The sequence below is a fragment of the Actinosynnema sp. NPDC059797 genome (assembly GCF_042732085.1).
In the GTDB taxonomy this organism is placed as follows: domain Bacteria; phylum Actinomycetota; class Actinomycetes; order Mycobacteriales; family Pseudonocardiaceae; genus Actinosynnema.
Genome location: NZ_JBHWIE010000053.1, coordinates 16,635 through 36,160, shown reverse-complemented (window position 1 = coordinate 36,160; position 19,526 = coordinate 16,635). Strand labels below are relative to the sequence as shown.

At 71.4% G+C, this 19,526-nt stretch carries 17 protein-coding genes and 1 pseudogene; 9 read left to right on the top strand and 9 right to left on the bottom strand.

Annotated features, from left to right (window positions below):
- Together ACFV4N_RS16230 and ACFV4N_RS16225 are read left to right on the top strand one after the other, a co-directional pair.
- Positions 1-258 (top strand): annotated as a pseudogene (locus ACFV4N_RS16230) (3-beta hydroxysteroid dehydrogenase); the annotation flags it as partial.
- Positions 259-376: 118 nt separating this feature from the next.
- On the top strand, positions 377-1,057 hold the full coding sequence (locus ACFV4N_RS16225; protein WP_499673326.1) for a class I SAM-dependent methyltransferase: 681 nt from the start codon (positions 377-379) through the stop codon (positions 1,055-1,057).
- Here the strand turns inward: ACFV4N_RS16225 and ACFV4N_RS16220 are convergent.
- Complete coding sequence (locus ACFV4N_RS16220) at positions 1,002-2,024, bottom strand: class I SAM-dependent methyltransferase (RefSeq protein WP_499673324.1); 1,023 nt, start codon at positions 2,022-2,024, stop codon at positions 1,002-1,004. The two genes, ACFV4N_RS16225 and ACFV4N_RS16220, sit on opposite strands and share 56 nt — an antisense overlap.
- A 129-nt stretch (positions 2,025-2,153) precedes the next feature.
- On the opposite strand from ACFV4N_RS16220, the gene ACFV4N_RS16215 reads away from it, so the two are divergent.
- The 3 genes from ACFV4N_RS16215 (at position 2,154) to ACFV4N_RS16205 (ending at position 6,221) form a co-directional block, all read left to right on the top strand.
- Positions 2,154-3,065 carry an AurF N-oxygenase family protein gene (locus ACFV4N_RS16215; protein ID WP_499673323.1) on the top strand — a complete coding sequence of 304 codons (912 nt, stop codon included), beginning with the start codon at positions 2,154-2,156 and terminating at the stop codon, positions 3,063-3,065.
- Positions 3,066-3,069: 4 nt separating this feature from the next.
- Positions 3,070-4,566 (top strand): FAD-dependent oxidoreductase, encoded by a 1,497-nt coding sequence (locus ACFV4N_RS16210; RefSeq protein ID WP_499673322.1) that lies wholly within the window; start codon positions 3,070-3,072, stop codon positions 4,564-4,566.
- Between the two features lie 77 nt (positions 4,567-4,643).
- Positions 4,644-6,221, top strand: a complete 1,578-nt coding sequence (locus tag ACFV4N_RS16205; protein WP_499673321.1) for an MFS transporter — start codon at positions 4,644-4,646, stop codon at positions 6,219-6,221.
- 36 nt (positions 6,222-6,257) lie between these two features.
- Here the strand turns inward: ACFV4N_RS16205 and ACFV4N_RS16200 are convergent, their stop codons facing one another.
- Positions 6,258-6,518, bottom strand: a complete 261-nt coding sequence (locus tag ACFV4N_RS16200) for a zinc-ribbon domain-containing protein (protein WP_499673320.1) — start codon at positions 6,516-6,518, stop codon at positions 6,258-6,260.
- Positions 6,519-6,674: 156 nt separating this feature from the next.
- On the opposite strand from ACFV4N_RS16200, the gene ACFV4N_RS16195 reads away from it, so the two are divergent.
- Complete coding sequence (locus ACFV4N_RS16195) at positions 6,675-7,043, top strand: STAS domain-containing protein (protein WP_499673319.1); 369 nt, start codon at positions 6,675-6,677, stop codon at positions 7,041-7,043.
- A gap of 241 nt (positions 7,044-7,284) precedes the next feature.
- Entirely contained in the window at positions 7,285-7,713 is a 429-nt protein-coding gene (locus tag ACFV4N_RS16190; protein ID WP_499673318.1) for a hypothetical protein, read from the top strand.
- 229 nt (positions 7,714-7,942) lie between these two features.
- Here ACFV4N_RS16190 and ACFV4N_RS16185 read toward each other — a convergent pair whose 3' ends face one another.
- Positions 7,943-8,824 (bottom strand): hypothetical protein, encoded by an 882-nt coding sequence (locus tag ACFV4N_RS16185; RefSeq protein ID WP_499673317.1) that lies wholly within the window; start codon positions 8,822-8,824, stop codon positions 7,943-7,945.
- 116 nt (positions 8,825-8,940) lie between these two features.
- Positions 8,941-9,603: a hypothetical protein gene (locus ACFV4N_RS16180; protein ID WP_499673316.1), complete on the bottom strand. Its 663-nt coding sequence runs from the start codon at positions 9,601-9,603 to the stop codon at positions 8,941-8,943.
- A gap of 147 nt (positions 9,604-9,750) precedes the next feature.
- On the opposite strand from ACFV4N_RS16180, the gene ACFV4N_RS16175 reads away from it, so the two are divergent.
- Together ACFV4N_RS16175 and ACFV4N_RS16170 are read left to right on the top strand one after the other, a co-directional pair.
- A complete protein-coding gene (locus tag ACFV4N_RS16175) occupies positions 9,751-12,951 on the top strand; it encodes an RHS repeat-associated core domain-containing protein (protein ID WP_499673315.1) in 3,201 nt (1,066 codons plus the stop codon).
- Positions 12,952-12,964: 13 nt separating this feature from the next.
- A complete protein-coding gene (locus tag ACFV4N_RS16170) occupies positions 12,965-13,357 on the top strand; it encodes a DUF5959 family protein (RefSeq protein ID WP_499673314.1) in 393 nt (130 codons plus the stop codon).
- Here the strand turns inward: ACFV4N_RS16170 and ACFV4N_RS16165 are convergent.
- The 5 genes from ACFV4N_RS16165 to ACFV4N_RS16145 form a co-directional block, all read right to left on the bottom strand.
- Entirely contained in the window at positions 13,341-13,934 is a 594-nt protein-coding gene (locus tag ACFV4N_RS16165) for a hypothetical protein (RefSeq protein WP_499673313.1), read from the bottom strand. The genes ACFV4N_RS16170 and ACFV4N_RS16165 overlap by 17 nt on opposite strands.
- A gap of 176 nt (positions 13,935-14,110) precedes the next feature.
- Entirely contained in the window at positions 14,111-15,400 is a 1,290-nt protein-coding gene (locus ACFV4N_RS16160) for a cation:proton antiporter domain-containing protein (protein WP_499673312.1), read from the bottom strand.
- Positions 15,397-16,773 carry a cytochrome P450 gene (locus ACFV4N_RS16155; RefSeq protein WP_499673311.1) on the bottom strand — a complete coding sequence of 459 codons (1,377 nt, stop codon included), beginning with the start codon at positions 16,771-16,773 and terminating at the stop codon, positions 15,397-15,399. The genes ACFV4N_RS16160 and ACFV4N_RS16155 overlap by 4 nt, the downstream gene beginning before the upstream one ends.
- On the bottom strand, positions 16,770-17,861 hold the full coding sequence (locus ACFV4N_RS16150) for an alpha-hydroxy acid oxidase (protein ID WP_499673310.1): 1,092 nt from the start codon (positions 17,859-17,861) through the stop codon (positions 16,770-16,772). Before ACFV4N_RS16150 ends, ACFV4N_RS16155 begins: the two co-directional genes overlap by 4 nt.
- Complete coding sequence (locus tag ACFV4N_RS16145; protein WP_499673309.1) at positions 17,858-19,441, bottom strand: NAD(P)-binding domain-containing protein; 1,584 nt, start codon at positions 19,439-19,441, stop codon at positions 17,858-17,860. The genes ACFV4N_RS16150 and ACFV4N_RS16145 overlap by 4 nt, the downstream gene beginning before the upstream one ends.
- Positions 19,442-19,526: the final 85 nt, after the last annotated feature.

Sequence of the window (19,526 nt, the reverse complement as noted above, 5' to 3'; positions counted from 1 at the left end):
GTGCTGCACGCGTCCGCCGAGGAGGGCGTGCCGCTCCGCGCCGTCGCCGAGGTCATCGGCCGCCACCTCGACCTGCCGGTGGTGCCCGTCCCCGCCGAGGGCGCGGCGGAGCACTTCGGCTGGCTCGCGGACTTCCTCGGGGTCGACGGCCAGGCGTCGAGCGCGTCCACCCGCGAGCTGCTGGGGTGGCGGCCGACCGGGCCCGGCCTGGTCGACGACCTCGACGCGGGCCACTACTTCCGCGCGCCGTCCGCCTGATCCCGCTCCGCGAAATCGTTGGACAACGCGCGGTCCCGCGGTGATCGTCGAGCCCGTGCGCCAAGAGGACATCTGGGACGCGGAAGCCGCCCGGGACTACGACACCCCGGGCGCCGGGATGTTCGCGCCCGAGGTCCTGACCCCGACCGTCGACCGCCTCGCCGAGCTGGCGGCCGGCGGTCGGGCGCTGGAGTTCGCCATCGGGACCGGCCGCGTGGCCGTCCCGCTCGCCGAGCGCGGGGTCCCCGTCACCGGCATCGAGCTGTCGACCCCGATGGTCGACCGGCTGCGGGAGAAGGCGGACGAGTCGGCGATCCCGGTGGTCGTCGGCGACATGGCGAGCGCCGTCGCGCCGGGCTCCTACTCGCTGGTCTACCTGGTCTACAACACGATCTCCAACCTGACCACCCAGGCCGAGCAGGTCGAGTGCTTCCGCAACGCCGCGCGCCACCTCGTGCCGGGCGGCCGGTTCGCGGTCGAGCTGTGGGTGCCGGAGCTGCGCAAGCTCCCGCCGGGTCAGCGGGCGACGGTGTGGCACGCCGAGCCCGGCTACATCGGCCTGGACGTCTACGACGTCCTGCGCCAGCACGTCGTCTCGCACCACTTCCGGTTCGACGAGAGCGGGCAGACCCGGCTGTTCCGCAGCCCGCACCGCTACGCGTGGCCCGCCGAGCTGGACCTCATGGCCCGGTTGGCGGGGTTCGAGCTGGAGAGCAGGCACGCGGACTGGAGCGGCGCGGAGTTCACCGCCGAGTCGCGCTCCCACGTGTCGGTCTACCGCCTGCCGGACCGCCACTGACCGGAGCACCGCTTCCCTGCCCGCCACCTTCGCGACCACCGCCGACCGGCCGGCGCTCGAACTGCCAGACCAGCAATGCGGGCACCCCGGCGCCGGCGGCCCGCGCCGCGTCCGGCACCAACCCGGCCAGGCTCCACGGCCACAGCTCCCACGGCCCCGGCTCCCTCGGCCGCGGTTCCCGCAGCCCCGACTCCTCGGCTGCGGCCGCGTCCTCGACCGCATCCTCCCGCACCGGTGGTAGCGGCTCCTCGCAGTGCCGCACCTCCAACCCCACGGGCAGTGCGGCGCGCAGGTAGTCGCCGACGAGGTGCTGATGAGTGGCCACCCGCCGCGCCTGCCCGTCCGGGCCGCGGTGGGACGGGATCGAGCCGCGCCCCACCGCCTCGGGGTGCACGTCGGCGACCACCAGTCGGCCGCCGGGCCTCAGCACCCGGGCGAACTCGGCGAAGACCGGTCCCAGCGCCCGGACGTGCGTCAGCGCCAGGCCGCAGGTGACCAGGTCCACCGCGGCATCGCCCACGGGCAGCCGGTTCAGGTCGCCGAGCGCGAACCGGCCCTCGGGCACGCGCGAGCGGGCCCGCGCCAGCATGTCGGGCGAGCTGTCCACGCCGACGACCCGGTGGCCCCGGTCCGCGAGCATCCGCGCGTACCGACCGGTGCCGCACGCGGCGTCCAGCGCGTCGCCCGCCGGCAGCGCGTCGAGGAGGTCGCCGACCACGGGCTCGTCGAGCGCGAACGCGCCGTTGCCCGGCTGGTCGTAGGTCCGCGGCCACACCCGGTACCCCTCGACCGCGTCGACCGGGACGACGTCCACCCCGGCGTGGGCCAAGGACTCGTCGTCGAGCAGTCGGCGCACCTCGGCCAGCCGTGCCGCCGTGAAGTCGCGGTCGTGGCGCCCGGTGAACGCCCGGAGCAGGGCGATGCCCTCGATGCCGATCAGGTAGGCCAGTGGGTGTTCGTGGTGCACGGGCGCGACCGTAGCGGGGGAGCGCGCCGCCGGACGAGCGGTTTCGGCTCTCGCGGAACCGGGTAAGTTTCTGTTACCGTTGGTATCAGTAACTCCGGGTAACATCTACATGTCATCAGGGAGCCACCCATGACCAGCGTCGACACCCATGACCACGCGGGCACGTCCGACCGCCAGGCCGTCGCACGCCGGTTGCTGGACTCGTCCGAGGCGTTGTCCTACGACCCCGTCCAGGAAGTGGACTGGGAGACCCCGCTCGACACCGCCTACCACGGCACCAGCCCCGAGTGGAGCACCCTGTACGGGACGGCGTACTGGGACGAGATGACCCCGGAGCAGCAGCGCGAGCTGACCCGCCAGGAGGCGGCGTCGGTCGCGAGCACCGGGATCTGGTTCGAGATGATCCTCCAGCAGATGGTGCTGCGGGACTTCTACGCCAAGGACCCGACCGACCCCGCGTTCCAGTGGGCGCTGACCGAGATCGCCGACGAGTGCCGGCACTCGATCATGTTCGCGCGCGGCGCCGCGAAGCTGCGCGCCCCCGCGTACCGGCCGCGCCGCCTGGTGGTCGAGCTGGGCCGCGCGTTCAAGACCCTCGCGGTCGGCGAGGCGGCCTACGCGGCGATCCTGGTCGCCGAGGAGGTCCTCGACGTCATGCAGCGCGACTGGATGCGCGACGAGCGGGTGGTGCCCTTCGTGCGCACCATCAACAACATCCACGTGGTCGAGGAGTCCCGGCACATGAAGTTCGCCCGGGAGGAGACCCGGGAGCGGCTCAGGGGCGCGGGGTGGCTGCGCCGCCAGTTCAACGCGATCGTCGTCGCCGGCGCGTCCTACGCCATCGTCAGCAGCATGGTCAGCGACAAGGTCTACGCCAACGCGGGCCTCGACCCGGAGCGCGCCATCCGCGAGGCCCGCGCCAACGAGCACCACAAGTCGATGCTGCGCTCCAGCTGCGCCGGCCTGATGGAGTTCCTGGACTCGGCGGGCCTGCTGACCAAGGCCGCGACCAGGATCTACCAGCGCGCGAACCTGATCTGACGCCATGGCCTTCGCGATCACCCAGACCTGCTGCAACGACGCGTCCTGCGTCGCGGTCTGCCCGGTCAACTGCATCCACCCGACGCCGGACGAGCCGGACTTCGGCACCACCGAGATGCTCTACGTCGACCCGCGCACGTGCATCGACTGCGGCGCGTGCGCGGACGCGTGCCCGGTCGACGCGATCTTCCCGGTGGACGCCCTGTCCGCGCCGCTCCAGGTCTACGCGAAGATCAACGCCGACCACTACGCGGACCGCGACCCGATCGCGGAGGCGGCGGACCCGACGCCGAACTTCCACGCCTGGGGCCCGCCGGTGTTCAGCCGCACCATCCCGGCCGACTTCGCGCCGCCGGACGTCGCGGTCGTGGGCACCGGCCCCGCCGGCATGTACGCCGTCGAGGACCTGCTGCTGCACACCAACGCCCGGGTCACCCTGATCGACCGGCTGCCCGTCGCGGGCGGCCTGGTCCGCTACGGCGTCGCGCCCGACCACCCGTCCACCAAGAAGATCGGCGAGGTGTTCGCGCGCTTCCACACCCACCCCCGGCTGCGCCTGCGGCTGGGCGTCGAGGTGGGCCGCGACGTCACCGCGGCGGAGCTGGCCGCGCGGCACGACGCGGTGGTCTACGCCGTCGGCGCGTCCGCCGCCCGCCGGCTGGGCGTCCCCGGCGAGGACCTGCCCGGCAGCCTCGCCGCCACCACCGTCGTGGCCTGGTACAACGGGCACCCGGACGTGCCGGCGGACGCCGTCGACCTGTCCGCCGAGCGCGTCGTCGTGGTCGGCACCGGCAACGTGGCGCTGGACGTCGCGCGCATCCTCACCACCGACCCGGCCGCCCTGGAGGGCACGTCCATCGCGCCGCACGCCCTCGCCCGGCTCCGGTCGAGCAAGGTCCGCGAGGTCGTGCTGCTCGCGCGCCGGGGCCCGGACGCCGCCGCGTACACCCGGCCCGAGCTGCTGGCCCTGCTGGAGCGCGACGACCTGGACGTGGTGGTCGACGCGAGGGACGAGCGCACCACCCGCGCGATCGCCGCCGCCGCGCCGGCGGACAAGGCGGGCCTGCTCCGGGGCGTCGCGCGGGAGGTCGTGGACTGGTCCGCGCCCCCGCCGGCCGACCGGCGGCGCATCGTGCTCCGCTTCCACAGCGCGCCCGTCGAGGTCCTGGGCGACGGCGAGGTGCGCGGCCTGCGCGTCACCGGGCCCGACGGCGACGCGGAGATCACGGCGGGCCGGGTCGTGCGGGCCGTCGGCTACCGCGGCACCCCGCTGCCCGGCCTCCCGTTCGACGAGGCCACCGGCACCATCCCGCACACCGGCGGCCGGGTCGAGGGCCTGACCGGCGCCTACGTCGTCGGCTGGGCCAAGCGCGGACCCAGCGGCGGCATCGGCGCGAACCGGGCGTGCTCCCGGGAGACCGTGGGCACGCTCATCGCGGACGCCGCCGCCGGGCGGCTGCCCGTGCGCCGCCGCCTCCTCCCGCGCCTGCTCCGGAGGTAGCGGGCCGGCGCGTTTGGCGAGGTGGCACCGAGGTACCTGCTGGTGGTGACGCGGGCGAACCGAGTGGGAACGGGCGGGTGACGGCGCCGTCCGCGTGGTCACCGCTGCGCCGCGCCACCTACCGCGCGGTGTGGCTGGCCCAGTTCGCGTCCAACATCGGCACGTGGGCGCAGACCGTCGGCGCGCAGTGGTTCATGGGCGACCTGGGCGGCAGCGAGCTGCAGGTGGCGCTCGTGCAGGCGGCCACCACCCTGCCGGTGTTCCTGCTGGTGGTGCCGGCGGGCGCGATCGGCGACATCCTCGACCGGCGCCGCGTGCTGATCGCCGGCCAGGGCCTGATGCTGGTCGGCGCGGCGGCGCTGGTGGTGCTGGCCGGCAGCGGCACGGCCACGCCCGTGACGCTGCTGGCGCTGATCGGTCTCATGGGCGTGGGGCAGGCGCTGACCATGCCGTCGTTCCAGGCGATCCAGCCCGAGCTGGTGCCGCGCGAGGAGATCCCGCAGGCGGCGCTGCTCAACGGGGTGAACATGAACGTCGGCCGCGCGGTCGGGCCCGCGCTGGGCGGCGCGCTGATCGCGGCGGTCGGGCCCGAGGCGACGTTCGCGTTCAACGCCGTGTCGTTCCTGGGCGTGCTGCTGGTGCTGTGGCGGTGGCGGCGGCCGTCCGACCACCGCCCGCTGGGCGCCGAGCACGTGGGCACCGCCGTGCGGACCGGCGCCCGGTACGTGCGCAGCTCGCCCCTGTTCTCCCGGGTGCTGGCGCGGTGCGTGCTGTTCGTCGTGTTCGGCAGCGGGCTGTGGGCGCTGCTGCCCGCGCTCGCCCGCGGCCCGCTGGGGCTCGACGCCGGCGGCTACGGCACGCTGCTCGGCTGCGTCGGGGTCGGGGCGATCGGCGGCGCGTTCGTGGTGCCCAGGCTGCTGCGGCGGATCGGGAAGAACCTGCTGGTCACCCTCGCGACGTTCGCGTACGCGGGTGCCACCGCCGTGGCCGGGCTCACCGGGTCGATGGCCGTGGCGGTCCCCGCGATGCTCCTCACCGGCACGGCGTGGATCGCCGTGCTGTCCACCCTCAACGCCACCGCCCAGGTGCTGCTCCCGGCGTGGACGAGGGCCCGCGCCCTGGCCTACTACCAGCTGATGTTCATGGGCGGCCAGGCGTTCGGCGCGGTGGTCTGGGGCTGGGTCGCCTCGACCCTGGGCGTGCGGACCGCGCTGCTCGTCCCGGCCGGCGCGATGGTGCTCGTCGCCCTGGTCGCCGCCCGGCTGCTGCCGCTGACCGACCGCGCCCTGGACACCTCGCCCGCGAGCCTGTGGGACGCGCCGCCCGAGGTGACCGACACCGACGCGGGCCCGGTGCTGGTGACCGTCCGGTGGCGCGTGCCGGAGGAGCGGGCGGCCGGGTTCGCCGAGGCCATGCGCAAGGTCGAGCGGTCCCGCAGGCGCACCGGCGCGACCCTGTGGGGCCTGTTCCGCGACTCCGAGGACCCCGAGCTGTTCCTGGAGACCTTCACCGTCGCCACCTGGCACGAGCACCTGCGCCAGCACTTGGAGCGGGGCACGGCGGTCGACGTGGAGGTCGAACGCGCGGCCCGCGCCCTGGCCGACGGGGAACCGGTGGTCAGCCACCTGCTGTGGGTCCGGCCGACCGGCGCCTGACCGGCTGTGAGGTGTCCTCGGTCGCGGTGTCGTCGGTCACGCCAGGGGCGGCTGCCCGCTCACCCGGGCCTGCCGGAGCAGGTGGTCGGCCTGGTCCTTGGCCAGGCGGTTGGTGAAGCCGCAGAAGGTGCACTGCGTCGTGTACCTGGTCCGCACCGGGAACAGCGGGACGAAGAACAGCGAGAACTTCGTGACCGCCCGGTGCAGCGGGTGCGCCGCCGGGTTGCCGCACCGGGGGCACACCAGCGTCAGCATCGCCAGGACGAAGACCTTGGTCCGCAAGCCGAAGATCACCACGTTCGCCGCACTCCCCGTAAAATTCGTCGGACTTCCAGAGTCGCACAGAACCGGGTGGGCCGCGGCCGGCCGCATGAGAGGCGCCGGTGCGGGGAAGCCACCCGGGGCGAGGACCGCCCGGCGATCCCGGCGCGGCCCGTATGAGGAGGCGATGCGGTGACCGACAGGGAACCCCGCGACCAGCAGTTGCGGGTGGAGCGACAGCACCGGGACGACGCGGTGGTCGTGAGCGCGCACGGCGAAGTGGACGGCACGAACGTGTCGCTGCTCCGCGACGAGGTGGCCGCCGCCTTCGCCGAGGCGAGGGCCGTGCCCGTGGTGGTCGACCTGACCGACGTTGGCTTCTTCGCCTCGATCGGCATGGCCCTGCTGGTCGAACACCACCGGCTGGGCGAGGACCGGTCGACCCCGCTGCGCGTGGTGGCCCCGGCGCGCAGCCCCCTGAGAGCGCTGCGCGCCGCCCGACTGGACCAGGTGCTCGACCTCTACCCGGACCTGCCGACGGCCTTGGCCGCCACGCCCTGAACTGTCGGTGGCGCCTGCTAACTTGCGCGCCATGCCCGCGTCTGACGGGGGCAGAGGAGTGGCTGGTGAAGCAGTACGACCTGTTTTTGTGGCGCCTTGCGATTCCGTTCGGAATGGCAAAACTTACCAGGGGCTGTGAGTGGTAGTCGAAGAGGCGGTTGCAGTCGCCATGGTTGAACTGCATAAGCGCGTGCCCTCTATGTCTGACCTGGATGCAGAGTCGGAAAGAACGTGAGGGTGCGTGAAAAATTCGATAAGAAGTGAAATCGGGATTTTCGAATCCATCGTCGGTGCGGTCGTGGGTAGGTGTCCCTACGGGCTCCTGGTCGTAGCGGATCGCGACAGCGTGGACTCGCACGGTGACTGGGACCCGGCGGTGGAGATCGTGCACGCCGGTACGGATTCTCTCTACATCGGTGTCCAGGACGCCGCAATGGGGATGATCATGGTAATCGTCGCCGAAGGGGGGTCCATGTCCTCCGGGGCGTCCCTGTTGCACGAAGGGGTCCATGGATTCCCCTCGTTGTCTCTTCACTTGTACGAACCCGACGAGTCGTTCTCCTTGGTAATCCCGGTCGACGGTGGAGTGAACATGGTTAAAATATATGGTAACGCGACGAAAGCGCCTTCGGAAATCGTCGTCCTGATTGGGGGTGTCGATGCGGAGTAAGCTCAAACGCTCTGTCGGCACCTCCCGCAGCACCGCCTGGCGTTAGTCGGGGAAGTGGGCGACTCCTCGCCGACCACGCCGGATGGCTGCGGGTGCGATCCGGACGTGGACGAACAGCTCGGCACGGCGGGTACTGGGCGCAGGACTTCGGTGTCCGGTAGGCGGTTGGGCAGGGAAGGGTCTCTCTTGCGGGAGACCGCACAACGGGTTCGCTTCCGGCGGGCCGCGCTCAGGACTCCAGGCGCACTGCGGTGTCGGCGAGCAGGGCGAGGATCCGGCGCCAAGTGCCCGGGTCGGTGGTGGACAGCGGCTCGGGGGAGAAGAAGTACAGGCGGTTCTCGACGATTTCGATGTGGACCGGGAGTTCGGCGTACCGGGCCAGGAGGTCGGGGGAGAAGAGGGTGCGGTCCAGCAGGGCCTGGATTTCCCCGGCCCTGCCGAACGGTCCGGAGACGCTGAACGCCTCGGTGCCGGGGCCGTGCAGGTCGGGTTGCCCGAGGGGGTCCTTGCCGGACTCGACCATGGCGCCCATGCGTTTCGTCCGCGACTTCAGCACCAGGTGGGGCAGGTCGGCGTCGAGAGGCGTGGTCGCGTAGCCCCAGCGGTGCGGTTCCCCGTTGCGGTAGCCGGCCGAGTAGCCGTACTGGCCGATCTCCATCGGACGTGGGTCTTCGATGGTGACGACGTCGACGGCGCAGCGGTTGATGCCGATGTCGAAGATCCCGGCGGGGTGCTCCGGGTCCTTGACCTTCATCCGGTAACCCATGTCGTTCCGGGCGGCGAACTGCATGATGCGGTAGTGGTTGACCCGTTCCTGCCGACCGCTCTTGCGGACCAGGAGGACAACCGGGACGACCAGCCCGAGGCCGATCGCCAGCGGCAGCAACCCGAGCAGGCGGACGCCCACGCCGCCGTCCGGGTAGGCGTCGTCGAGGTACATGCTGAGCGGGACGCTCAAGAGACCGGAGAAGGTGGCGGCGGCCAGGGCGGACAACAACGCGCAGCAAGCCACGTCACCGGCCGGGCGGGCGCCGTTCGCTTTCGCGTGCGCCAGTGCCGCGGCCGGGTCGACCGGGGCGGTGAGCGGGGAGTAGTCCAGGTCGTCGAGCACGGCTCACGCTACCCCGTCGGGTGGGCGGAACCTGTCCGACTGGGCGGTTCCGGGTGCGGCTGAGGCGGCGGTTTGACCGCCGCCCGTCACCGCCGGGATCCCGCGTCCGACGACGGTCAGTCGGTCATCAGCGGCACCGCGGCCTGTCCGACCTTCTCGAGGATGCCCGCCGAATCGGCGGTCTGCGGGCCGTAGAAGAAGATGCTGGACAGGAGGTCGTCCTTGCTGATGACCAGCTGGCAGATCCGCATCAGTTCGTAGGTGTAGCAGGCGGCGAACTGGGCGTCGGCGCCCAACGGCGGGAGGACGAGTTCCTTCTCCGGGGTGTAGGGCCCCTCGTCGCCGAACATGAACGGTTCGCAGTCGAGGACCTTGCGGGCGTGCTGCACGGTCTCGGCCGCGGCGTCGAACGTGTGGTAGGAGAAGCGGAACTGGTAGATCTGGGAGAAGGCGGCCTTGTTGACCCAGCTGCTGTAGAGCTTGGTCGCGGACCTGGCGGCGTCGGTCGGCAGCCTCTCCGGGCACATCACGACCGAGCCGTTCATCTGCTCGGAGGCCTTCCTGGGGCTGTAGCCCAGCGAGGCGAACAGGTCGTCGGGGACGTGCGCCCTGAGGAGCCGGGGCTCGATGAGCGCGGGGTCGGGCGTCTTCGGGGCGCTGGTGGTGGTCGTGGTGGTCGTGGTCGGCGCGGCGCTCGACGGCGGTGCGGCCTGCGGCGCGCTCGAGCAGCCGGCCGTGATCGTGAGCAGGGCAGCGTAGAGCGCAACGGTGGTTCTCATGGTTCCCCCCGGATGAATGCGGCGGGCGAACTATAGGTGGTGGCGGCCGGGGCCGATCGTCGGGTCGGACCGCTGCGGTCGTGCGCGGACTCCCGTACCGATCGGGGCGGAGGCGCGGCGTTCGGAACCCTGGCCGGCGCGTACGACGTGGACATCCCGAACCAGACCGCCACCCAGCACGACGGCATGGAGCGGCCGGTCCGGGCGACGTACCGCAAGTTCGCCGTGGAGCAGTGGAGCACGATCGCCTCCTACGAGGGCGACCGCGTGCACACCACCCCGCCGCCCGGTGGGACCGCCACCACCGTGATCAACGACGCCCAGGGCCGCACGGTCGAGAAGCGGCAGTACACCTACAACGCCGCCGGCCTGCTCACCGCGCTCGTCGATCCGGCGAACCACACCTGGCGCTACACCTACGACCTGCGCGGCCGCACCGTCGCCTACGCCTACGCCTACGCCTACGCCAGGCTCGGCCGCCTGACCGCCAAGCACCAGGGCTCGCTGACCGGGACCAGGCTGGCCTCGTGGGAGTGCGACACCGCGCTCGGCGGCATCGGCATGGTGAAGTCGTCCAAGCGGTACGACGGCAACCTCGTCTACCACAAGTACGTCACCGGCTACGACGAAGCCGGACGACCCACCGGCCAGAAGTTCGTCATCCCCGCCTCACCCGGCGTGCAGGCCGCCACTTACGAGGTCAGCCAGAACTACACCTACACCGGCAAGCCCAAGGACACCACTTACGTCGCCGTCAGCTCGGGCGGCCAGGTCGTCGTCCCGGCCGAGACGATCGTCTCGTCGTACAACAGTGCCAACGGCACCCTGGAGAGGACCACCGGCAAGGACGAGTACGTCTCGATCACCGGCTACTCCAGCTTCGGCGAAGTTCTGCGCCTGCAATACGGCAGCGCCGCGGAGGGCGTGAAGAACGTCGCGGTGACCAACTTCTACGAGACCGGCACCCGCCGCCCGGAACGCCTCATCGTCGAGCGGCAGACCACCACCGACGGCGAGCTGGCCGACCGCGCCTACACCTACGACCCGGCCGGCAACATCACCAAGATCGCGGACACGCCGGAGAACCGCGTCCCGGACATCCAGTGCTTCGCCTACGACCACCTGCGCCGCATGACCGACGCGTGGACCCCGGCCTCCGGCAACTGCGCCACCACCAAGTCGGCCGCCACCCTGGGCGGCGCGGCCCCGTACTGGCACTCGTGGACGTTCGACAAGACCGGCAACCGCCTCACCGAGACCCAGCACGCCACCTCCGGCAACACCGTCCGCACCACCACCTATCCGGCCGCCGGCGGTCCGCAGCCGCACGCCGCGTCCGCGGTGACCACGACCGGCCCCAACGGCACGTCGCTGGACACCTTCACCTACGACAACACAGGCCGCACCAAGACGCGCAAGATCGGCGGCGACGAACAGGTCCTGGAGTACGACGTCGAGGGCCGGGTGTCGAAGATCGTCAACCCGGACGGCAAGGAGTCCAGCTACGTCTACGACGCCGACGGTGCACGGTTGATCAGCCGTGAGCCCTCGGCGACCACACTGCACGTGTTTGGCCAGGAGATCCGCCTGGAGAACGGCACCACGACGCCCACCTGGACCCGTTGGTACTCCCACGGTGGGCAGGCGGTGGCGGTGCGCAACAGCGTGTCGGGGCTGAAGTGGCTGGTCCCGGACCACCAGGGCACCAACCAGATCACGGTGGCCACCGACGCTGCGTTGACCGACACCCAACGCCGTCAAGCACCTTACGGTGCTGTGCGTGGTACCGCGCCGCCGTCGTGGCCGGACCGGCTGGGTTTCGTCGGCGGCCGCAACGACGAGTCGGGGCTGACGCAGGTCGGGGCGCGTCTGTACGACAACGCCTCGGGCCGGTTCCTGTCGGTGGACCCGGTGTTGGACAACAACGACCCGCAGCAGCTCAACGGCTACGCCTACGCCAACAACAGCCCGGTCACCTTCAGCGACCCCACCGGCCTGATCATCGACAACTGCGGCCCCGACGGAGTGCTGTGCCAGTCCAAGGAGTACAGCATCCACGGGCCGATGTGGGAGGAGGAGAAGAAGACCTACCAGGCGCTTGCTCGCGGCGCCCAACAACAAGCAGCCATCGTCGACCAGGAGACGAGGCAGGGCGCGGCCGAGGCGGGTATTCCGTGGGAGGCGTACCAGCAGGCGTTGGCCGATGCCCACAAGACGAAGTGGGACGTGGTCAAGGAGGTGGCCTGGGAGGTCATCCGGGACATCTCCGGCTGGAACGACATCGTCGACTGCTTCACCAAGGGCGACATCTGGGGCTGCGCCGGACTGGTGGCCAACCTCGTGCCGTGGGCCAAGGCCGCCAAGATCCTGGAGGCCGGCTACAAGGCTGTGAAGGCCGTGGCGAGCCTGTCGTCGATCGTCGACAACGCCCGGGGGATCTTGAACCGGGTCGGGGCCATCGCAGCACGGGCGCAGGAGAGGGTCGCCAACCGGTTCCAGAAAAAGGGTTGCAACAGCTTCGTGGCCGCGACCCCGGTGTTGATGGCCGATGGTTCGACCAAGCCGATCTCCGAGGTGGAGATAGGCGACGAGGTCAAGGCCACCGATCCCGAAACGGGCGAGACCACGGACCGCGAGGTCGTGGCCACCTTCGTCCACGACGACGAAGGCGACATGACCCGCCTGACCGTGCGTGCCGACGACGGCGCCACCAGCAGCGTGGACGCCACCTCTTGGCACCCGGTCTGGGTCGAAGCCGAAGGCCGCTTCGTCAACATCGGCGACCTGCGACCGGGTCAGCGGCTCACTTCTGTCGACGGCACCTCACCGGCCGTCTCCGACATCGACCGCTACAGGCACTACGAACCGGTCTACGACCTCACCGTCAGCGGCATCCACACCTACTACGTCGTCGTAGGGGTTGCGTCGGTCCTGGTCCACAACTGCGATGTCGACTACGGGGAGGTGCTCGACGACGGGCGCCGGACCGGCGTGATGGCGATCGTCACGCCAGCAGATCTGGGCACGGGTACCAAGCCCAGCCGCCGGATCATCCCCCCTGGTTTCGTGAAGAACACCCCGGGCCACACGAGGGGGCACCTGCTGCCCAAGTCGTTGGGTGGTGACGGCCGGGTTGCGGCGAACATCGTCCGAACCAGTTCGAAGGTGGACAACGGCGCGATGGCGGCCTTCGGGGACTCCATCGCCGCGCACGTGGCCAGCGGGAACACCGTGCTGTTCCAAGCGGCACCGCGGTACCTGCCGGGAGCAAACGTCCCGTACCGGGTGGACATCAGTGCCTTCGACGACGACGGCTGGTCCGTTTCGGCCCAGTTCCTCGTCGGGTGAGAGGATGGGTGACATGTTCCCGTTCGAGCTGGTACGGCTGACCGATGGGGAAAATGAGGTCAGGGTCATCGTGAAGTCGGTCGACGATGGCGCCTTCTGGGAGGCTGAGATCGCGGTGACCAGCATGTTCGTCAAGGGTGGCACCTTGCTGATGTTGTCCCGCGAGAAGGTCGAGGCGTGGTCCCGGGCGCTGGAGGAGCTGGAGCGCGGGGAGGACATCACGTGGATGGAGCAGACCTCGGGTCCCACGGTGCGCATCGAGCTCGACGGTGAACGGGACTGCCCGGACGTCGTGGTGGAGGACGAGTCGATTTCCATGGTGACGGTTCGGGTGCCCATTGCGCTGGAGGACGGGTGGATCGCCGACCACCGGGAACGTGTCCGCCGCTTCATCGAGCAGTGGTGACGGTGGGGCCCTCCAAGGAACCCTGGAGGGCCCCACCACGTGATCGTGGACTGGTGAGTGGAACGGTGCTCGCGTGCGCGGTCATTGCACGGCGCGACGCCACCTCCCGCACCCCGTCCGGGGTGACGTCGAAAACCGCTTTGGCAACGCTGGCAACGGGACCTGCGGTGTGGCGGTGGTGATGAAAGAAGATCTGTTCCAAGCTATGCGTGCTTCTGGTGCGTCTGGTGCAGGGTCGATAACGTAACGTTCTCCGGAGTGGCGAATTCTCGGCGGTGAGCTTCCGGCTGTTTCCGCCGGACAACCTATGACCGAGGATTTCCTTTTGGATCCGGCGCGCGGTGATGGCGAAGTTCGAAAAGCTGTTCTTCGGCGGCGGAAGTTGTCCGGCCAAGCGGCGCAACTTCTTAGCCGAAACGCTGGTGTTGATGGCTGACGGCTCGACCAAACCCATCTCCGAAACAATTCTGAAGTGGATGAAGACGGAGACCTCCGGGACCTGCTGACCTTTGCGGAGCACTTCATCTTCCGATACTCGGATGCGAGTGTCGGAGACCTTGAAGATGTGCTCCTGCATGAGGATCGCCTGGTTTCCCGACGAGGTCGTTACCTTACGGTCGAGTAGGCGACCGTGTGGTGTTGGAGGCGATCAAGACTCCTTGGCCCCGATGGCCGGATTTTGTGCAGGACTGCGACCTGGTGACTACCCGGGAAGTGGGACCGCCAAGCCGGCGCGGCTTGGCGGTCCTGCCTTCACCGCCTCGTGCTCACCTTGGGCGCCACGGGCTGGACCCCCACCGCCTCCTGGTCCATCCCATCCGGCAGCGAGGCCCGGTAGATCGGCATCGCGGCAGCCGTCGTGACGATGGCTACCGCCACCAGGATCGCGAACAGCTCCGGCGTCACCATCTCGTACGCCAAGCCGATGTTGATGAACACCAGGATCATCAGCCCGCGCGCGTTCATCAACCCCCCGACCGCCGAGGCGTACCGCCACGAGAAGCCCTGTGCCCGCACCACCGCCGCGCAGCCCAGGTACTTGCCCGCGAACGCCACCGCCATGATGACGACCAGCGGCAGCCACAGGGCGCCTCCCGCGCCGAAGCCCGACACCTCCGTGTTCAAGCCGCTGAAGGCGAAGAACACCGGTAGCAGCAGGATCGAGTTGAGGTCCGTCAGGCGCGTCTCCAGCTCCCTCCGCACCAGCGCGGACTGCGGCATCGCCAGACCGGTGATGAAACCGCCGAACACCGAGAACACCCCGATGTAGTCCGTGAACCACCCGGCCAGCAGGACGACGAACAGGATCAGGGCCATCACGTCGCGGCTCACGCGGCCCTGCCGCTCGACCCGCTGCCCCAGCCTGGCGAACAGGCTCCGCCCCACCGTGAGCATCAGCAGCGCGAACACGGCCGCGCCCGCCACCGTGTCCAGCGCGTCGAGCGGGCCGCTGGCGGTGCCCACGGCGATGATCACCGCCAGCAGCACCCACGCCACCGCGTCGTCGATCGCCGCCGCGACCAGGGTCAGGCCGCCGATCGGGGTGTTGGCGATCCCGCGCTCCTGGAGGATGCGCGCCAGCATCGGGAACGCGGTGATCGACAGCGCCCCGCCGACGAAGAGCATGAACTCCCACTTGCTCGTGCCCTCGACGCTCAGCGAGCCGAAGAACAGCAGCGCCGCCCCGGCGCCCAGCGCGAACGTCGGCACGATGCCGGACACGGCGAGCCCGGTGGCCCTCCGCATGTTGGACCCACCGGTGAGGCCGTGGTCGAGGGAGGCCCCGACCAGGAACATGTAGAACGTCAGGCCGATGGTGCTCAGCACGTACAGGACGCCCTTGACGTCCGCGGGGAACAGCTGGGCCTGCACGCCGGGCGCGACCGCGCCGAGCAGCGCCGGTCCGAGCAGGACGCCGGCGACCATCTCGCCGACCACCCTGGGCTGCCGGACCAGCATGGCGAGGCGCCCGCACAGGGTGGTCGCGGCGAGCACCGCCGCCAGCGCCGCGAACACGCGCAACGCGAACTCGATCTGGTTCACTGGGTGGTCTCCTGGATGTGAGGGGGTCGGGGGCACCCCGGGCTGTCGAAGTAGCGGCCGGCCAGGCGGAGCCTGCGGGCGTGCAGGACCATGACCGTGCCGAGCACGAGCTGGACCGCGCTGAGCCACACGTCCTCCCACCGGTCCCGCACGCGCAGCAGCGCGCCGAGCACGGCCAGGCGACGCGGCGGCAGCGGCTCGCCGACCCGCACGAGCAGGCACGGGCCGCGGTTCGGCAGCGACCGGGTGTGCCTCACCGTGGAGTGGAGCGTGAAGCGCCGCAGCACCTCGCCGGTCGCCGCCCGCAGCGCCAGCGGGGACAGCCGCCACGCCGGGCACGGGCGGTTGGCCGCCACGCCGAACGGGATGTGGTGCGCCTCCCGGGCCGGGACGCGCTCCCACCGGCTCGGGTCGAACACCTCCGGGCGGTCGTGGCCGGTGGCGTGGTAGTCGGGGTAGCTGAAGCACAACACCGAACCGGCGGGCAGCGTGGTGCGCTCGTCCAGCTCGATGTCGGCGGTGGCGATGCGGTGCGCGATGCCGAACAGCGGGTAGAGCCGCAGGGTCTCGTCGAGCACGTGGGCGAAGTAGCGGTCGTCGTCGGGGTCGGCCGCGAGCCGGGCCGCCACGTCCGGGTGCTGTGCCAGCACGAGCAGCAGGTGCGCCATCGCCTCGGACATCTGGACCACGGCCGTGTTGAAGAACGTGCCCTGGAGGTAGTGCACCCGCTCGGCGGGGGTGAGGGACGCGGGCAGCGGTCGCCGCACGTCGCCCGCCTCGACGCGCCGGGTCAGGTAGCGGGTCAGCCGGGCCCGCCGCGCCGGGTGGCGCAGGCCCGTGCACTTGAGCGAGGTGACCACGTCGTGGGCGTGCCCCACGACCAGGTCCCGCGCCTCGCGCGTGCCCGGCTCGCCGAACACCACCTCGTGGAAGTACTCCGCCCACACCGGCAGCATCAGGTCGCGCAGCCGCACCGCGGTGACCCGGCCGGTGACCAGCTCGTCGAGCACCCGGCCGGCGCAGCGGGCCGCCGCCGCGGACAGCGCGTCACCCGGCCCGGACAGCAGGGTGCGCGTCGTGCGGGCCACGTCGTCGTAGCGCGGTCCCTCCTCCAGGTGCTCCTGGTGCACCTCCGGGCCGGGGGAGAGCCAGTACCAGAACAGGTCCGAGAGCCCGGCGCCGCGGCTGCGGCCGTTCGCGGCGGGGTGGCCGTAGACCTCCAGGAACCGGTCCGCCCCGACCCGCGCGTTCGGGAACGTGACGGCGTCGTCCCCGTTGACCTTCTCGAACACCTTGACGCGCAGGGCCACCACCCGCGCCGGCAGCCAGCGCGGCGCGGTCAGCACCACCGCGGCGGCGAGCAACCCGGTCACCCACACCGCGCGAACACCCCCGTCCCGCGCGGCACGACCAGGTCGCGGGTGAGGTCGGCGAGGTCACGCCCGCCGCACAGCGCCAGGACGTGGTCGACCTCGTCGCGCAGCACGTCCAGCACCCGCGCCACCCCGGCCTCGCCGTCCGCGGCGAGACCCCACAGCACCGGCCTGCCCACGCCGACGGCAGCCGCGCCGAGCGCCAGCGCCACGGCCACGTCGCCACCGCCCCGGACCCCGCCGTCGAGCAGCACCGGCACCCGGCCGGCGACCGCGTCCACCACGGCGGGCAGCGCCTCGATCGCCGCGGGCGCCACGTCGCACTGCCGGCCGCCGTGGTTGGACACGACCACCCCGGCCGCGCCGTGTTCGACCGCGAGCACCGCGTCCCGGGGGTGCAGCACGCCCTTGAGCCACACCGGGAGCGACGTCAGCTCCCGCAGCCGGTCCAGGTGCGCCCACGACGCCGCCGGTGACATCCCGATGTCCCGCGTGCCACCGGGCGGCGCGCCGGGCACGTCCCGCATGTTCTCCGCCGCGAGCCCCGCGGGCAGGTCGTGGAAGCCGTGCTCGGCGTCGCGGCGGTGCCTGCCGAACACCGGCGAGTCGGCGGTCACCACCAGGGCCGTGCAGCCGGCGCGCTCCGCCCGCCGCACCAGGCACGCCGTCACGTCCTCGTCGGGGTGCGGGTAGAGCTGGAACCACACGGACGCGCCCGGGTCCACGGCCCGCGCCGCCGCCACCACCTCGGCGACCGCCACCGTGGCGGCCACGCCGGTCACCAGCACCGTCCCCGCCGCCGCGGCCGCCCGCGCCGTGGCCGGCTCGCCCCCGGGGTGGGCGAGCCGGTGGAAGGCGGTCGGCGCGACCAGCACCGGCAGCGCCAGGCGTCCGCCGGGCAGGTCGACGGCGAGGTCGCGGGTCTCCGCGCCGCGCAGCACCCTCGGCAGCAGGGCGAGCCGCCGGAACGCCGCCTCGTTCTCGCCGAGCGCGGTCTCGTCGCCGACACCGCCCGCGTAGTAGTCGTAGTGCACCGGGTCGAGCACCGCGCGGGCCCTGTCGTGCAGCTCGGCCAGGACGGCGCTCACCGCGTGCCCGCGGCGGTCGGCGCGAGCCGGTCGCCCAGGAACGCCAGCAGCGGCGCGCGGTGCACCTCCTCGCTGTCCCACTCGTTCTCCAGGTTCTCGGTGAGGTGGTGCTCGCCGAGCAGCTCGCCGCCCCGGAAGTGCCGCACCACCGGGTGGAGGTAGCGGCCGTCGAGCCCGCTGGTGCTGTCCTGGGAGTTGCGGCCCGCGGTGACGTCGAACGGGTTGATCCGGTCGTGGTCCGCGCCGTACTCCAGCGTCACCGCCAGGTAGGAGTCGACCTCGCCGAAGTCGCCCCGCGCGACCGCCTCGTGCAGGTGGGCGACCGGCACCTCCTCGGCGTAGCGGGTGGACCCGTCCGGCCCGACGAGCACGGCGTCCGCCAGGAACGAGAACATCTGCCACAGCGCGGAGGTGCGGTTCACCCGTTCGATCACGGCGTCGACGACCGCGCCCGCGGTGGGCGCCAGGTCCCGGGCGGGCCACGGCACGCCGTGGTAGCGGTGCTCCAGGATGCGGTGCAGCGCCCGCACCCCGTACCGGAAGCCGTGGATGAACCCGCTGGTCGACTTCTTGAAGTCCCTGGCCTGCGTGATGGTGCCGGCGAAGAACAGGTCGGGCACGTTCACCGACTCCCAGGCCGCGGTCTGGTCCGGGAAGCGGTCGTTGATGGTCAGCGCCGGCCGGCACTCGGGCGCGAAGATCGACGCGTCGAACCGGAACCCGGTCGCCAGGATCACCCGGTCGTAGCGGATCTCCTTCACCCGCTCGTCGACCCGCTCGAAGCTGACCGGCACCAGGAACCCGTCGCCGTCGGGCTTGATGGCCAGCACCCGGCCGTCCAGCACCGCGTTCTGCGACTTGAGCTGGTAGGTGTCGAGGAAGTTGTTGTTGACCGCGCGCAGGTGGCCGACGAAGTGGGTCTGCCACGCCAGCTTCAGCGAGCCGGGGCCCGCGACGTGGATGACCGCCGCGGTCTCCACGAGGTTGTCGGCGGTCTCGAACGCGGAGTTGCCGCGCCCGATGATCAGCACCCGCTGCCCGGTGAAGTCGGCGGGGTCCACCGACACCTCGTCGTACCGCTCGGCGTGCTCCACCCCGTCGATCGGCGGCACGTACGACCGGGACACGCCGGTGGCCACGACGAGCCGCTTCGCCCGGTAGGTGTTGTCGTGCTGGTCGCGGACCACGAAGTCGTCCGGCCGGGTCACCGACACGACCCGGGTGCCGAAGCGGATCGGCAGCTCGTGCCGGGCGGCGAAGTCCGCCAGGTAGCGGAGCATGTCGTCGGCGGCCGGGAAGTAGCGCGGCGTGTACTCGGTGAACAGCGGCGACGACTCCTCGGTCAGCAGCGAGTTCCAGTCGGTGCGCAGGTTCAGCTCGGGGTCGTCCCAGCCGGTGTGCACCTTGTTGATGGAGATCAGGGTGCGGTGCCGGGGGAAGCGGGTGAAGAACGCGCCGGGCGCGTCACCGGCGTCGAGCACCAGGTGGTCCCGCCCGGCGCGGGAGAGCAGGTACGACGCCTGGAGCCCCGCCGGGCCGGCTCCGATGACCAGGCACTCCGTCGAAACCTCGGTGGACACGGCTTTCTCCTCACGTCTCGGTGGACAGCAGGCGCTTGTCCGGCTTGCCGCCCGGGTCGAGGTGGCCCAGGTCGCGGGTGCGCAC